This is a genomic window from Vibrio sp. 10N.247.311.13 (assembly GCF_041467595.1).
Lineage (GTDB): Bacteria > Pseudomonadota > Gammaproteobacteria > Enterobacterales > Vibrionaceae > Vibrio > Vibrio crassostreae_C.
The window spans coordinates 59,460-75,505 of record NZ_JBFSUX010000002.1 but is presented as its reverse complement, the minus strand read 5'-3'; the positions used below and the strand labels follow the sequence as shown (position 1 = coordinate 75,505).

Here is a 16,046-nt window from a genome sequence, read left to right as displayed (position 1 = left end):
GCTTTTAAACAAGTCACAGCCAAATTCTAGGTAATAAAAAACCGAGCACAATGGCTCGGCTTTTTGTCTCAACTTCTATTTATAGAAGTGAAAGATTACTCAGTGTCTTGCTCGCTATCAGAAGCGTCTGATGCTTGCTCTTCACTTGATTCAGAAACGACTGCTGCTTCAGCGTTTGCTACTTCAGCTTCGCCTTCAACAACCTCAGCTTCTTCTACTTCGTCGATACGTTGTAGACCTACAACGTTCTCGTCGTCAGAAGTACGAATCAGTGTTACACCTTGAGTGTTACGACCAACTTGGCTCACTTCCGCAACGCGAGTACGTACTAGCGTACCTGCGTCGGTGATCATCATCATTTCGTCGCCTTCTTCAACTTGAACAGCGCCAACAACTGGGCCATTACGTTCAGAGACTTTGATAGAAACCACACCTTGCGTTGCACGGCCTTTCGTTGGGTATTCAGCTAGTTCAGTACGCTTACCGTAACCGTTTTGAGTCACAGTTAGGATATCGCCTTCGTTAGAAGGAACAATCAACGATACTACTTGATCGTCTTCTGGAAGCTTCATACCACGAACACCAGAGGCAGTACGGCCCATTGCACGTACTTTGTCCTCGTTAAAGCGAACAACTTTGCCCGATTTAGAGAACAGCATGATGTCGCTATCACCGTTAGTGATGTCAACGCCAATCAGTGAATCATCGTCACGTAGGTTAACTGCAATTAGGCCGTTAGCACGTACGTTTGCGAACTGATCCAGTGATGTCTTCTTAACAGTACCGTCACCCGTTGCCATGAAGATGAATTTCTCGTTAGAGAACTCAGAAACAGGCAGGATAGCCGTGATACGCTCACCTTCTTCTAGAGGAAGAATGTTAACGATAGGCTTACCACGAGCAGTACGACTTGCTAATGGCAGTTGGTAAACTTTCAGACGGTATGTCTTACCACGAGTAGAGAAACATAGGATGTTATCGTGAGTATTAGCAACAAGCAGACGCTCAATGTAATCCTCATCTTTCATCTTAGTTGCACTCTTACCTTTACCACCACGACGCTGAGCTTCGTAGTCGCTTAGGATTTGGTACTTAACGTAACCTGCGTTAGAAAGCGTTACTACAACGTCTTCTTGAGCAATCAGCTCTTCCATGTCGATGTCATGAACTGCCGCTGTGATTTCTGTACGACGCTCGTCGCCATAGATTTCACGTACTGCTTCAAGTTCTTCACGGATAACTTCCATCAAACGCTCAGTGCTTGCAAGAATGTGCATTAGCTCAGCGATTTCTTCTAGAAGGGCTTTGTACTCGTCTAGAATCTTCTCGTGCTCAAGGCCTGTTAGGCGGTGAAGACGAAGTTCTAGAATTGCTTGTGCTTGTGTTTCCGTTAGGAAGTATTGACCATCGCGGATGCCGTATTGGTCTTCTAACCAATCAGGACGAGCTGCGTCAGTACCTGCACGCTCAAGCATTGAAGCAACGTTACCAAGATCCCAACCACGAGACACTAAACCAACTTTAGCTTCTGCTGGTGTTGGCGCGCTCTTGATCAGTTCAATGATTTCATCAATGTTAGCAAGTGCTAGAGACAATGCTTCAAGGATGTGTGCACGGTCGCGTGCTTTCTTCAATTCGAAGATAGTACGACGAGTCACAACTTCGCGACGGTGGTCTACGAAGCACTTAAGCATGTCTTTGATGTTGAACAACTGTGGTTGACCGTTATTCAACGCAACCATGTTGATACCGAAAGTCGTTTGCAGTTGAGTTTGAGCGTATAGGTTGTTAAGAACCACTTCGCCTACTGCATCACGCTTACATTCAATAACAATACGCATACCGTCTTTATCAGACTCGTCACGCAGTGCACTGATGCCTTCTACTTTCTTATCTTTAACCAGTTCAGCAATCTTCTCGATCAAACGAGCTTTGTTTACTTGGTAAGGGATCTCAGTAACGATAATGGTTTCTTTACCATTCTTCTCTACTTCGATATCCGCTTTTGAACGCATGTAAACCTTACCGCGGCCAGTCTTGTAAGCATCTACGATGCCTTTACGACCACTGATAAGTGCTGCTGTTGGGAAGTCAGGACCAGGGATATAGTCCATTAGCTCATCAATAGTGATATCTTCATTATTGATAAATGCTAAACAGCCATCAACAACTTCACCAAGGTTATGTGGTGGGATGTTGGTAGCCATACCTACTGCGATACCAGAAGCACCGTTTACCAATAGGTTAGGAATTTTTGTAGGAAGTACTGCTGGAATTTGTTCTGTACCATCGTAGTTCGGTACGTAATCCACAGTTTCCTTATCAAGGTCAGCCAGGAGCTCGTGAGCAATTTTCGCCATACGAACTTCGGTATAACGCATTGCAGCCGCGGAGTCGCCATCGATAGAACCAAAGTTACCTTGGCCATCAACTAGCATGTAACGCAGTGAGAACGGTTGCGCCATACGAACAATAGTATCGTATACAGCACTATCACCATGTGGGTGGTATTTACCGATTACATCACCTACTACACGAGCAGACTTTTTATATGGTTTGTTCCAATCATTACCTAGTACATTCATCGCGAACAAAACGCGGCGGTGTACAGGTTTTAGGCCATCACGCACATCTGGAAGGGCACGACCAACGATGACGGACATCGCGTAGTCTAGGTATGAACCTCTAAGCTCATCTTCAATATTTACGGGCGTGATCTCTTTCGCTAGATCGCTCATAGAGCCATTTTCCCTCTATAGTCAGATCGTATTTTTGAATACGTATAAGACCGAAAAATATAACACAAATTTACCTACGGAGGCATCACTTTCCCTCTCCTTTTACCATCTTGTGACCCTTGTAGCCAATCAATTGATGAGAAATTGCACCTCCGCATCATATCTTGCTGAAACATGGTCACTTTACATCCAATAAACTAGCAAAATTGTAGATCTTCTGGTCAGCGCGAAAAGGCAAGTTATAATGCCTGCAATTTCATGGATGCATTATTTAACTTGGAAATGCCGATTATGACTAAATCACAGAACGTAGACCCAGCAGAAATCAAGAAATTCGAAGACATGGCGTCACGCTGGTGGGATCTAGAAGGCGAATTTAAGCCACTACATCAAATCAACCCACTGCGACTAAATTACGTATTAGAGAAGACTGAAGGCCTATTTGGTAAGAAAGTCCTCGATGTTGGCTGCGGCGGCGGTATTCTTGCAGAAAGCATGGCGGTTGAAGGTGCGATAGTGACAGGCCTAGACATGGGTAAAGAACCGCTAGAAGTCGCGCGCCTTCACGCATTAGAAACGGGCACCAAGCTCGATTACATCCAGAGCACTATCGAAGACCACGCAGAACAGAACCCACAGACGTACGATGTGGTAACGTGCATGGAAATGCTTGAACACGTTCCTGACCCACAATCTGTTATCACTGCCTGTTCGAAATTGGTGAAACCGGGCGGCCACGTGTTCTTTTCTACATTAAACCGTAATTTCAAATCTTACTTGTTTGCGATTGTTGGTGCAGAGAAGCTATTGAGGATCGTTCCAGAAGGCACTCATGAACACGAGAAGTTCATTCGCCCTGCTGAACTTATCAAGATGGTCGATAACACTCCGCTGCAAGAACTAGGGATTACAGGGCTGCACTACAATCCTCTTACGGACACTTATCGTTTAGGCACAAATGTAGACGTAAACTACATCGTCCACACGCAAAACTTTGGCTAAAAAATATCGGTAGCCCTACCGTAAAACCTTTTGTAAAAAAGACGAATGAAAAGAGTTGCAATTACCATAACTTTGCGACTTTTTTCAGTCTAAATTTCGTGCGCTAGCTTCCATTTTGACCACCTCGATTTAAATTTAATCGCCTAAAATCAATCGCCCATTTTGGCCAAAGATCAAGGAATTTTTTTTTATGGGCGTGCAAAAATAAAGCATCATTAAAAGGCGACTTTTATACAATCAAGTCACATATAACCTCATCAGTTAGTGGTCACTTACAGTTTTTTTTCAATCCACCACTTATCCACAAGCAACCCCATTTCTTTACCTTGAAAAATATCAGTTGTAGCACTATCTTGTAACCCAACAAACAAATGACCCCTATATGTTGTGTTTGAACTACAATGTATGGGTAGACCAAGATCACAAAGCCGAAACGTAATTTACAAAAATTACACAGAAATACACAAAAACACGGCCTTGTTCAGTTTTGTTAGGGAAATTAAGCAGAATGAACCAACAACTTACTGTTACCAAGCGTAACGGGCGCAAAGAAACGATCGATCTAGAGAAGATCCATCGCGTGATTACATGGGCAGCTGAAGGCTTGCACAATGTTTCTGTATCACAAGTAGAATTGAAAGCTCACATTCAGTTTTACGATGGCATCACCACTACTGACATTCATGAAACTATCATCAAGTCAGCAGCGGATTTAATCTCTGAAGAGACTCCTGATTACCAATATCTAGCAGCACGTCTGTCTGTATTCCACCTACGTAAAAAAGCGTACGGCGAATACGAGCCGCCTGCACTGTATGACCACGTTGCAAAACTGGTTGATATGGGTAAATACGATAGCCACCTTATGGAAGATTACACGAAAGCTGAATTCGAAGAGCTTGACGAGTACATCGACCACAAACGTGACTTAGACTTCTCTTACGCAGCGGTTAAGCAGCTCGAAGGTAAATACTTCGTGCAAAACCGTGTAACGAAAGAAATCTACGAGAGTGCTCAGTTCCTTTACATTTTAGTTGCTGCGTGTCTATTCGCTAAATACCCGAAATCGACTCGTCTTGACTACATCAAACGTTTTTACGACGCATCGTCTACGTTTAAGATTTCTCTACCTACACCGATCATGTCTGGTGTACGTACGCCTACTCGTCAATTCAGTTCTTGTGTACTGATCGAGTGTGGTGACAGCCTTGATTCAATCAACGCGACAGCAAGCTCAATTGTTCGTTACGTATCTCAACGTGCTGGTATTGGTATCAACGCAGGTCGTATCCGTGCGCTTGGTTCTGAAATCCGTAATGGTGAAGCGTTCCACACAGGCTGTATCCCTTTCTACAAATACTTCCAAACAGCAGTAAAATGTTGTTCTCAAGGTGGTGTTCGTGGCGGTGCAGCAACGGTATTCTACCCACTATGGCACGGTGAAGTTCAGTCTCTATTAGTACTGAAAAACAACCGCGGCGTTGAAGAGAACCGAGTTCGTCACATGGATTACGGCGTACAGCTGAACAAGCTTATGTACTCTCGCCTAGTTCAGGGTGGCAACATCAGCCTGTTCTCACCTTCAGACGTACCTGGCCTTTACGATGCGTTCTTCGAAAACCAAGACCGTTTTGAAGAGCTATACGTTAAGTACGAAAACGATCCTTCAGTGAAGCGTGAAACGGTTAAAGCCGTTGAGCTTTTCTCTCTGCTAATGCAAGAGCGTGCTTCTACTGGTCGTATCTACATTCAGAACGTTGACCACTGTAATACACACAGCCCGTTTGATTCTGAAGTAGCACCTGTTCGTCAATCGAACCTATGTCTAGAAATCGCGCTTCCTACTAAGCCACTTTCTAACGTAGAAGATGACGAAGGCGAAATTGCACTATGTACGCTTTCAGCATTCAACCTTGGCGCAATCAATGAACTGGACGACCTAGCAGAGCTTTCTGAGCTGGTTGTTCGTGCTCTAGATGCACTGCTTGATTACCAAGACTACCCGCTTCCAGCTGCATACAAGTCGACAATGAACCGTCGTACTTTAGGTGTAGGTGTAATCAACTACGCATACTACCTAGCGAAGAATGGTGTTAAGTACTCTGATGGCAGCGCGAATGGCCTGACTCACCGTACTTTTGAAGCAATTCAATACCACTTGCTAAAAGCATCTGTTGAACTAGCGAAAGAGCAAGGCCGTTGCCCATCTTTCCACGAGACCAACTACGCGAAAGGCCTACTGCCAATCGATACTTACAAAAAAGATATCGACTTAGTATGTGAAGAGCCACTGCACTACGATTGGGATTCTCTACGTGAAGAGATCATGGAGCACGGTCTGCGTAACTCTACGCTAACAGCGCTTATGCCTTCTGAGACATCGTCTCAAATCTCGAACGCGACTAACGGTATCGAGCCACCACGTGGTTACGTATCAGTGAAAGCATCGAAAGACGGCATCCTTAAGCAAGTGGTTCCAGATTTCCTAAATCTTAAAGAGAACTACGAGCTACTTTGGAACATTGGTTCTAACGACGGTTACCTACACCTAGTGGGTATCATGCAAAAATTCGTTGACCAAGCTATCTCTGCAAACACTAACTATGACCCAAGTGTTTACGACAGCGGTAAAGTACCAATGAAGAAGCTGCTTCAAGACCTACTAACAGCGTACAAGTACGGTGTTAAGACGCTTTACTACCATAACACTCGTGATGGTGCTAAAGACGACCAAGGCGATGCAGTTCAAGTGCCGGAAGAAGATTGTGAAGGCGGCGGTTGTAAGATCTAAACCGCAATAAACATTAAGACCCCAGAGAAGAGTTATCTTCTCTGGGTTTAAAGCATTAACAGGGTCCGTTTTATTACGGGTCTTTAAAGGATTTGAGGCATTTATGGCTTACAGTACTTTTTCTCAGCAAAAAAATGACCAACTAAAAGAACCAATGTTCTTGGGTCAGTCGGTAAACGTTGCACGTTACGACCAACAAAAATTCGAAATCTTCGAAAAGCTTATCGAGAAGCAGCTTTCTTTCTTCTGGCGTCCAGAAGAAGTAGACGTGTCTAGCGACCGTATCGACTACAACAAGCTTCCTGAGCATGAAAAGCACATCTTCATCTCTAACTTGAAGTACCAAACGCTTCTAGATTCAATCCAAGGCCGCAGCCCTAACGTTGCCCTACTTCCATTGGTATCTCTACCAGAAGTTGAAACTTGGATTGAAACTTGGTCTTTCTCTGAAACGATTCACTCTCGTTCTTACACGCACATCATCCGTAACATCGTGAATGATCCAGGCGTAGTATTCGACGACATCGTTGAAAATGAAGAGATTCTGAAGCGTGCTAAAGACATCGCTTTCTACTACGACGACCTAATCAAGCTAACGGCTGACTACCACCGCTACGGTGAAGGCAACCACAGCATCAACGGCGAAGACGTCAAGATTTCACTTCACGACCTGAAGAAGAAACTTTACCTATGTCTAATGTCTGTAAACGCACTAGAAGCGATTCGTTTCTACGTAAGTTTCGCATGTTCATTTGCATTCGCTGAGCGTGAGCTAATGGAAGGTAACGCGAAGATCATCAAGCTAATCGCTCGTGATGAAGCCCTTCACCTTACTGGTACACAGCACATGATCAACTTGCTACGCAATGGTCAAGATGATTTTGAATTCATGCAGATCGCTGAAGAGTGTAAGCAAGAGTGTTTCGACCTATTCAAAGAAGCGGCTGAGCAAGAGAAAGAGTGGGCAGAATACCTATTCAAAGATGGCTCTATGATTGGTCTGAACAAAGACATTCTTTGCCAATACGTTGAGTACATTACCAACATCCGTATGCAGGCTGTTGGCCTAGGTACGGCTTACCCAGCAGCAACGTCGAACCCAATTCCATGGATCAACGCTTGGTTGTCTTCAGATAACGTTCAAGTTGCTCCACAAGAAGCAGAAATCAGTTCTTACCTAGTTGGCCAAATCGACAACGAAGTAAAAGCTGACGACTTTGAAGGATTTGAGCTGTAATGCCAACAATCAAAATCAACAAACTGACTTCAATTGAATCTAACCCTTCAAACACTCTGTTGGAAACAATGGAACAAGCTGGGTTAGAGCCAGAATACAACTGCCGAGATGGTCACTGTGGCGCTTGCCGCTGCACGTTGGATTCTGGTGAGGTCGAGTACGTTGGTTTTGCTATGGCTTACACGCAAGGTAATGAGATATTGCCTTGTATCTGTAAAGCAAAGACTGAGCTATCGCTGAGTAACGTTATTCATAGAAACAAGCAAAAACGCGCATAAGCCAGCTGGCTTTAGGTCACTTTGTTCGAATATCGTCAATAAGAATCAAAAAAGGGTCCGCTTCCTTTAGGAATGCGGACCCTTTTCTATTTATGTCTTTAGGTATCTAAAGCGACTCGTCTATCACTCAACCAAATCTTCCTGTTGGCTTGTGTCATACAAAGCCAAACGTTTATTGCTGAGTCAGGTTAAGAGTCACAGAGCCAATATAACAAGCGCTTCGGCACTCTCCACAGCCGTTACACTTATCTTTGTCCACTGTAGGCAACTCTCCTACTTCGATGTGTATTGCACCAGCTGAACACGCCGTTTGGCATGCTGAACAGTCCATTTGCATGTAATTATTGCAGCTATCCGCAAAGCTCGGCTTGAGGTCGATATAAGGCGTGACCGTTGGATGAAGTGCGCCGGTCGGACACACTTCAGTGCATTTGTTACACATAGAACAACTGTTGTAATCCAAATTCAGCAGCGCACTGCCCTCTAGCATCTCAATAACGCTATTTGGACACGATTGTTCACACAATCCACAACCGTCGCAAAGACGCTCAAACAGCACCTCATCGACCGCTCTTGGCGGTCTTGCATGCAAGCGCTGTGATATCTCTTCATAATTCGCGGCTGCTTTAACCGGTTTAGAAAGTCGAGTTAAGAAACCGCGTCTATTTGAATTTATTTGTTCAGACATTAGTCGATATATAACTTTTTAGTAGCAACGTTTAAATTATATTCAGATATTAAGTACTTAAACCAATCTATTACATCAACCGATAGCTTTTTATAAAAAGATAACTCTGATGCTTTATTTAGTTTTTCTAAATAAACAGAAGACCAAGTTAATAAGTGACCCTCAAGTAATTCACCGGCTGAATTAATATTATTATTTTCTAACAAATACGCATGAGCGAATAACATTAAACCAAATTGATCTTCCGGCTCTCTTAACCCAGTGTCTAATTCAATCTGATTCAATTCTAAAAACTGGCGATACTCAACCGTAGAAGCACCAAACACAACGCGGTCTTTATCTAGGTACACAGAACCCCAAGGCGGAGCTGGCATGTCTCCAACGCCTTCAAACAGGCGGCTGAACTCTGCTGCGAGCGCATCTTCGTCTTCGCTTCTTAATGCCTGCAAGCATTCTTCAGAGAGTACTTCGCTCTCAACCAAAGCTTCGACAATGGTGATTAACTGTTCTTTACTTGTCGCTTGATAAAATAGCGAACCCAACAATTTATGCGTATCGATAATCATTATTATTTATACCGTTATAGGTTTAAAGATAATTATATTAATTAACTCATTTCATTCTTTGATCTATTTTATACATTCAATTCATAAACTTTAAATTCCACACTTATTTGATGCCAATCAATCAATAATTCGAAATAAATACATAAAGAACAAACTACCTATAAAGTGCTAGCTATCAATAGCAAAAGGCATCTTAGAATGACGAATAAGAAAGAATCTGGGGTAATGAATCTTACTCGAAGAGGCTTCATGAAAGCTTCCTCTGCAGTAGGTAGTGCAGCTGCACTTGCGGGCGGTATTGCATTACCTTTCAAATCCAAACCAGTAGCGGCTGCAGTTGCTGAAAATGTGGATGAGAAAATCGTATGGAGTGCATGTACAGTAAACTGTGGCTCTCGCTGCCCACTGCGTATGCATGTACAAAACGGTGAAATCAAATACGTAGAAACAGACAACACAGGCACTGACGAATACGGTCATCACCAAGTTCGTGCGTGTCTACGTGGTCGCTCGATGCGCCGCCGTGTTTATAACCCAGATCGCCTAAAGTACCCAATGAAACGTGTGGGTAAACGTGGTGAAGGTAAGTTTAAGCGTATTAGCTGGGAAGAGGCTTATGATGAAGTCGCTGGCACCATGCAACGCCTTATCAAAGACTACGGTAACGACACTATCTACCTAAACTACGGTACAGGTACGCTGGGCGGCACGGTTACTAAATCTTGGCCACCAGCTCAAACGCTGATTGCTCGTCTAATGAACCTAAGTGGTGGTTACTTAAACCATTACGGTGACTACTCAACAGCGCAAATCACGAAAGGCTTGAGCTACACCTACGGCGGTTGGGCAAACAACAACTCTTTCTCTGATTTAGAGAACACTAAACTTAATATTCAGTTTGGTAACAACCCTGCTGAGACGCGTATGTCTGGTGGCGGCCAGATCCACCACTACGTTGAAAGCAAAAACAAATCAAACGCAAGAACGATCATCATCGACCCTCGCTACACCGATACTGCCGGTGGCCGTGAAGATCAATGGATCCCAATTCGTCCTTCTACAGATGCGGCATTGGTAGCGGGTCTTGCACACGTGATGATCACTGAAGACCTTGTCGACCAACCGTTCCTAGACAAATACTGTGTCGGTTACGATGAGAAGACCCTTCCTGCATCAGCGCCTAAAAACAGCGACTACAAATCTTACATCCTAGGTTTAGGTGAAGATGGCGTAGAGAAGACACCAGAATGGGCTTCTAAGATCACGGGGATTCCAGTTGACACCATCGTTAAGCTTGGCCGTGAAATGGGCACAGCGAAACCATGTGCGATTCACCAAGGTTGGGGCTTACAACGCACTGCGAACGGTGAACTAGCGTGTCGTGCAATCGCGATGCTGTCACTGCTCACTGGTTCTGTGGGCGTATCAGGCGGTTCAACAGGCGCTCGTGAAAGCGACATCAACATTCCATTTGTGCGCTTCCCTACTGTGCCAAACCCAGTTGAAACGTCTATTTCAATGTTCATGTGGACAGACGCGATTTACCGTCACCATGAAATGACCGACATCACTGATGGTGTTCGCGGTGCAGAGCGCCTTAAGAACCCAATCAAGATGATCTGGAACTACGCAGGTAACTGCATCATTAACCAACACTCAGACATCAACAAGACTCACGCGATTCTTCAAGATGAAAGTGCGTGTGAAATGATTGTCGTGGTTGATAACCATATGACGTCTTCAGCGAAGTACGCCGATATCATCCTGCCAGACTTAACAACGTCTGAGCAAGACGACTGGTGTATGGACGGTAAAGCGGCGAACATGCCTTACTTCATCTACGCGCAGAAAGCGATTGAGCCTCAGTTTGAAGCAAAATCTATCTACGAGATGTGTACTCAGCTTGCGAAACGAATGGGCGTAGAAAAAGAGTTCACCGAAGGCCGTACTCAAGAGCAATGGATTGAGCACCTTTACGCAGAAACTCGTAAGAACGATCCAACACTGCCAACCTTCGAAGAGATGAAAGAGCTGGGTATCTACAAACGTAGCTACGACCACCACTACATCGCTTATGAAGATTTCCGTAAAGATCCTGAAGCGAACCCACTGACCACACCAAGTGGCAAGATCGAGATCTACTCAGAGCAACTGGCTGATATCGCGAAGACTTGGAAGCTGAAAGAAGACGAAGTGATTCACCCACTTCCGATTTACGCGGACTCTTTCGAAGGTCATAACGACCCACTAGCAGAGAAGTACCCACTTCAGCTAACCGGTTTCCACTACAAGGCTCGTACTCACTCGACTTACGGCAACGTTGCAGAAATCAAAGCAGCAGCACCGCAAGAGTTGTGGATCAACCCAATCGATGCAAAAGAACGTGGTATTGAAAGCGGCGACATGGTGAGTATTTTCAACGACCGTGGCGAAGTACATATTCCAGCGAAAGTGACACCTAGGATTCTTCCTCGAGTTGTCGCACTAGGCGAAGGTGCATGGTACGCACCAGATGGTCAGAAGATCGACCATGCAGGCTCTATCAACGTGCTGACGACTCAGCGCCCGAGCCCACTTGCTAAGGGTAACCCTCAGCATACAAACCTAGTTCAAATCAAAGCGCTAAAGAAAGCATAAGGTAGGTTGGAATGAAACAATACGGCTTTTACATTGATTCAAGTAAATGCACGGGTTGTAAAACCTGTCAGCTTGCTTGTAAAGATTATAACGATCTAGACATCAAAACGAACTACCGTCGCGTATACGAATATGCCGGTGGTGACTTCACTCAAGATGGTGATACCTGGGTTCAGAAAGATGTCTTTTCTTACTACCTATCTATCGCTTGTAACCACTGTACTAACCCAGCGTGTGTGAAAGTGTGTCCTTCGGGCGCAATGCACAAACGTGATGAAGACGGTTTGGTTGTGGTTGATGAGAGCGTATGTATTGGTTGTCAGCACTGTAGCAATGCGTGTCCTTACGGCGCACCACAATACAATGCTAAGAAAGGTCATATGACGAAATGCGATGGTTGTTACCAACGTGTTTCTGAAGGCAAACAGCCTATCTGTGTTGAGTCTTGCCCACTTCGTGCATTGGAGTTTGGTGAAATCAATACACTTCGCGAGAAGTACGGCTCTGGTGCGGATGTGGCTCCACTGCCATCTTCAACAGAAACGCTACCAAACATCGTGATTAAGCTGAACAAAAACGCGAAGCCGACTGGCGATACCAGCGGTCACCTAGCAAACCCGAAGGAGGTGTAAGATGATTTTTCATGAGTGGTCTTTAATCTTCTTTACGGTGCTGGCGCAAACTGCGGTTGGTGGTTACTTACTGATTGGCGCACGTGCACTGGTACTTGGTCATGACGAAGAGAAACTGAACAGCTACAAGGTTCCAATGTTTATCCTATGGGTACTGATGGGTCTTGGCTTCATGTTCTCGACAACGCACCTTGGCTCTCCACTGCGCGCGTTTAACGCTTTTAATCAGCTAGGTTCGGCTTGGTTGTCTAACGAAGTGTTCTTCGGTGCGGCATTCTTCGCTGTCGGTGGCCTGCAATGGTTACTGTCGGTAGTCAAGAAAGGTGGCGTTGCTATCCAGAAAGCACTGATGGTTGGCGCGATGGTACTGGGTGTTATCTTCATGTACGCGATGATCAACGTATACATGATCAACACAGTACCGACGTGGGACAACATCTACACACCACTGAGCTTCATCATGACGATGGTTGTGGGTGGCTTGCTGTTATCTCAGTTCGTGATTGTATTCGCAAACGACAGCCGCTTTACGGTTGACCGTAACATCACCATGTTGGCTGTTATCGCTGTTGCTATCAGCTTGCTTGTGACAGTAGGAAAACTGAACCTAATCGGAGACATCCAAACTTCAGCGGCAAAAGCGTCTGAGTTAGTCGATGGTTTAGGTAGCTATGTGATTCTTCAAGTGGCACTGCTAATGGCAAGCTTGTTGATTTGGATTCTACCTATGCTGAACAAAGCAAAAGTGAACCCAGTTAACCTTGGCTTAGCACTAGTATTGTTCTTGGCTTCAGAGTTAATCGGCCGTGGTTTGTTCTACAGCCTACATATGACAAGCGGTTTGTAATCGAGTTCTTACAGACATGAGTTGCGTGTAAACATCGCTGCTTGTTTGGTTATCTAGAAGGCTAGATAAACAAAAGGCCCAACACCTATTTAGATGTTGGGCCTTTTTATTTCGTTTTTTCTAGCGTTTTTAATACAGACTTAGCGAGTTCGCTTACATCGTTAGCTTACATAGCTACTTAATGATAGCCGCTGGAATAAACATGTCTTTTAATCGCTTAACCGAAGAATAAGTACCAAACATCGGTTTGTTATCTAAATGCCTTCTCAGCATATCGGCGGCAACGGTCTTAATCACGTTGCGTTGGTCTTCACGCGAGTACTGACGATAAAACTCAAGTACCTGCCCCCACTCGCCTGCTTCAGTCGACAATGCAACGCTGAATGTGTTGCCTTCCAGCTTACCAGTCACCAAAGCCAATTCAGTTCCGCACTTATCTCTTGTTGCTCCAGCCAGCGCAAAGGTCGCGGCTAATGGATCGCTCTTTTCAAGTTCGCTCTCTTTTGACTCAGCCATCACCCATGAGTGTCCGAAGCAATCTTCTATCTGCTCATTCAATTGCAGCCACGCTGACAGTGAACCTTTGGTCGACACTTCAGACACAGATAACGTCTTCTTTTTTTCCGCCATGATGTGTCCAATATGGTCAATCATCGGCTCATCAACACTAACGACATTACTCTCGAGCAGCTTGTAAACCATCTGCAGAAGCTTAACGCGAGTTTCTAAGTCTGCCTTAGGACCAAACAGTTTGACCTCAATGAACGGCAGATAAGAGCGATAACCAAGTTCATAACCTTCTGGCAGCTTTAGTTGATCCAAAACATCAGAGATACCGGACTCAGACAAACCAAACGTAAACAGTCGACTGCATTCAGAGGCAACCACTTGAGGGTAGGTACACGACAAGTCAGGAAGAATCTCAAACGTCACCATGCGCTTGAATTCACTTGGTACACCCGGCGTGAAATAGAAAGTCGCATCGTTAATTTTCAGTTTGAAGCCACAAGCCGTCCCCACAGGGTTATCGACAATCTCTGAACTCGCAGGTAACAAAGCTTGTTTAAGGTTGCTGTCTGGCATTGGCATGCCACGTCCAGAGAACATCTCTTCCATACGAGCAAGCCATTCAGGGAACATGACGAGTTTCTGCTCGGAAGCAGCTGCAGCGGCGGCAGCACTCATATCATCGGTTGTCGGGCCTAAACCACCATTAACGATAACCACATCATAGTTAAAGCTCAGCATCAACAGTTCTTCAACAAGAGCATTCATTTGATCACCCACAGTTGAGCGCTTAGCAAGCGCAAAACCATGCTGATAAAACTCAGCAGACATCCAAGCTGCGTTTGTATCTACAATGTCTCCATGAAGAACTTCTTCACCTGTGCTTAACATTGCGATTTTCGTCATATTTCTATCCCTTGTTGTCATAAAAAGACACTGCATTATTTACAAACTGGTCTATGGTTGAATTTGGAGCAATTCGCCTTTTCACTAATATTAATAATGTTAAACCTAAGGTTTTCTTAGGAAAAGTTATAAATTATTAGTTCCCTAAATCAGGCATTTAATAGATAATTGTGATCCTGATCAATTCCAAACTTTCTCATGGAGACCCTTGTGGCCAAATCACCGTTACTAGCAAAGGTTACTGCCGCATTTTCAATGCTAATGTCAGTTAACTCGGTTGCAAGCCAATACGACTTCGACCAGCCAATCAACCTTTCTTACTCGGATGAATGTGCTCAAGATTACTGTTTTAATGACAACTTGTACACCTACAAGCCTAGTACCAATTACGCACTGAGCGAATCGAGTGATGAGTACGACTTCTCAATCCAACAACCAAAACACATGTTGGTGAGTCAGGAGAAAGATTGGGATTACCTAATGGGTCAAACCTACACCATTCTTGGCTTGAGTGTCGCGACAGTGGGTCTAATGACTCTGCTCCCTGAAAGTATTACTAAGTGGGATGATGACCAACGTGATATCAGCTCATTAGGTAAAAAGTGGAAAGATAACGTTTCTGCTGGTCCAACATGGGACCGTGACGAACACTTCCTAAACTACGTAATGCACCCATATTTCGGTGGTGTTTACTACACCGCAGCTCGACACGCAGGTTACGACGAGTTTGAGTCATTCTTATACTCTTGGACTATGTCGACGTTCTTCTGGGAATACGGCGTAGAAGCGTTTGCAGAAGTACCTTCATGGCAAGATCTCTTCATCACACCTTTCTTCGGTGCGGTTGTCGGTGAAATGATGCTAGAAGCAGAGCAGGATATCATTGCTTCAGGTGGCGAAGTGATGGGCTCTCAAACCATGGGTGATGTGTCGCTATTCTTCCTTAACCCTGTTGGACACATTCACTACTGGGTAAGTGACGCATGGGGCGGTGATGCAGAAGTTAACCTGAATACTAACCCTTGGTGGGATAACCAAGACGCTGCACGTTTTGCTTACGATGCTGGCGCACCATACGACTCTCAGTTTGTTGGTATGAACTTCAAAGTAACGTTCTAATTCGTCTCTAGTACTACTCAATATAAGTTATTGAGTATAAGTTGCTGAATCATCAATCACAGTGACAACTCTTCTAAAAAGCGGCTCTCTAGCCGCTT

12 protein-coding genes are annotated in these 16,046 nt (G+C 44.6%); 8 read left to right on the top strand and 4 right to left on the bottom strand.

Translation table 11 applies throughout. The features are described from left to right. Positions 1-95: 95 nt before the first annotated feature. On the bottom strand, positions 96-2,738 hold the full coding sequence (gene gyrA / locus AB6E52_RS01405) for a DNA topoisomerase (ATP-hydrolyzing) subunit A (RefSeq protein ID WP_017072500.1): 2,643 nt from the start codon (positions 2,736-2,738) through the stop codon (positions 96-98). Positions 2,739-2,996: 258 nt separating this feature from the next. Here gyrA and ubiG point away from each other — a divergent pair, with 258 nt between their 5' ends. The 4 genes from ubiG (at position 2,997) to yfaE (ending at position 8,046) form a co-directional block, all read left to right on the top strand. Further along, complete coding sequence (gene ubiG / locus AB6E52_RS01400) at positions 2,997-3,740, top strand: bifunctional 2-polyprenyl-6-hydroxyphenol methylase/3-demethylubiquinol 3-O-methyltransferase UbiG (RefSeq protein ID WP_017060991.1); 744 nt, start codon at positions 2,997-2,999, stop codon at positions 3,738-3,740. Between the two features lie 508 nt (positions 3,741-4,248). Further along, complete coding sequence (nrdA, locus tag AB6E52_RS01395; RefSeq protein WP_017060992.1) at positions 4,249-6,531, top strand: class 1a ribonucleoside-diphosphate reductase subunit alpha; 2,283 nt, start codon at positions 4,249-4,251, stop codon at positions 6,529-6,531. Positions 6,532-6,634: 103 nt separating this feature from the next. Further along, complete coding sequence (nrdB, locus tag AB6E52_RS01390; RefSeq protein WP_017063554.1) at positions 6,635-7,768, top strand: class Ia ribonucleoside-diphosphate reductase subunit beta; 1,134 nt, start codon at positions 6,635-6,637, stop codon at positions 7,766-7,768. Further along, complete coding sequence (yfaE, locus tag AB6E52_RS01385; protein WP_010438115.1) at positions 7,768-8,046, top strand: class I ribonucleotide reductase maintenance protein YfaE; 279 nt, start codon at positions 7,768-7,770, stop codon at positions 8,044-8,046. The genes nrdB and yfaE overlap by 1 nt, the downstream gene beginning before the upstream one ends. A gap of 172 nt (positions 8,047-8,218) precedes the next feature. Here the strand turns inward: yfaE and napF are convergent, their stop codons facing one another. Further along, positions 8,219-8,734: a ferredoxin-type protein NapF gene (gene napF, locus AB6E52_RS01380; RefSeq protein ID WP_017060994.1), complete on the bottom strand. Its 516-nt coding sequence runs from the start codon at positions 8,732-8,734 to the stop codon at positions 8,219-8,221. Beyond that, positions 8,734-9,300, bottom strand: a complete 567-nt coding sequence (locus tag AB6E52_RS01375) for a molecular chaperone (protein WP_017060995.1) — start codon at positions 9,298-9,300, stop codon at positions 8,734-8,736. The genes napF and AB6E52_RS01375 overlap by 1 nt, the downstream gene beginning before the upstream one ends. A 198-nt stretch (positions 9,301-9,498) precedes the next feature. Here AB6E52_RS01375 and AB6E52_RS01370 point away from each other — a divergent pair, with 198 nt between their 5' ends. From AB6E52_RS01370 to AB6E52_RS01360, 3 genes are read left to right on the top strand one after another with little or no spacing between them, the layout of a single operon-like run. Beyond that, positions 9,499-11,937: a DmsA/YnfE/YnfF family dimethyl sulfoxide reductase gene (locus tag AB6E52_RS01370; RefSeq protein WP_017060996.1), complete on the top strand. Its 2,439-nt coding sequence runs from the start codon at positions 9,499-9,501 to the stop codon at positions 11,935-11,937. 11 nt (positions 11,938-11,948) lie between these two features. After that, on the top strand, positions 11,949-12,569 hold the full coding sequence (locus tag AB6E52_RS01365) for a DMSO/selenate family reductase complex B subunit (RefSeq protein WP_102320480.1): 621 nt from the start codon (positions 11,949-11,951) through the stop codon (positions 12,567-12,569). Between the two features lies 1 nt (position 12,570). Beyond that, complete coding sequence (locus tag AB6E52_RS01360; RefSeq protein WP_017060997.1) at positions 12,571-13,416, top strand: DmsC/YnfH family molybdoenzyme membrane anchor subunit; 846 nt, start codon at positions 12,571-12,573, stop codon at positions 13,414-13,416. Between the two features lie 174 nt (positions 13,417-13,590). On the opposite strand, the gene AB6E52_RS01355 is transcribed toward AB6E52_RS01360, so the two are convergent. Beyond that, on the bottom strand, positions 13,591-14,829 hold the full coding sequence (locus AB6E52_RS01355; RefSeq protein ID WP_102320479.1) for a CinA family nicotinamide mononucleotide deamidase-related protein: 1,239 nt from the start codon (positions 14,827-14,829) through the stop codon (positions 13,591-13,593). Between the two features lie 210 nt (positions 14,830-15,039). Between AB6E52_RS01355 and AB6E52_RS01350 the strand changes: the two genes are divergently transcribed. Beyond that, positions 15,040-15,948, top strand: a complete 909-nt coding sequence (locus tag AB6E52_RS01350) for a DUF3943 domain-containing protein (RefSeq protein ID WP_017069173.1) — start codon at positions 15,040-15,042, stop codon at positions 15,946-15,948. Positions 15,949-16,046 lie beyond the last annotated feature (98 nt).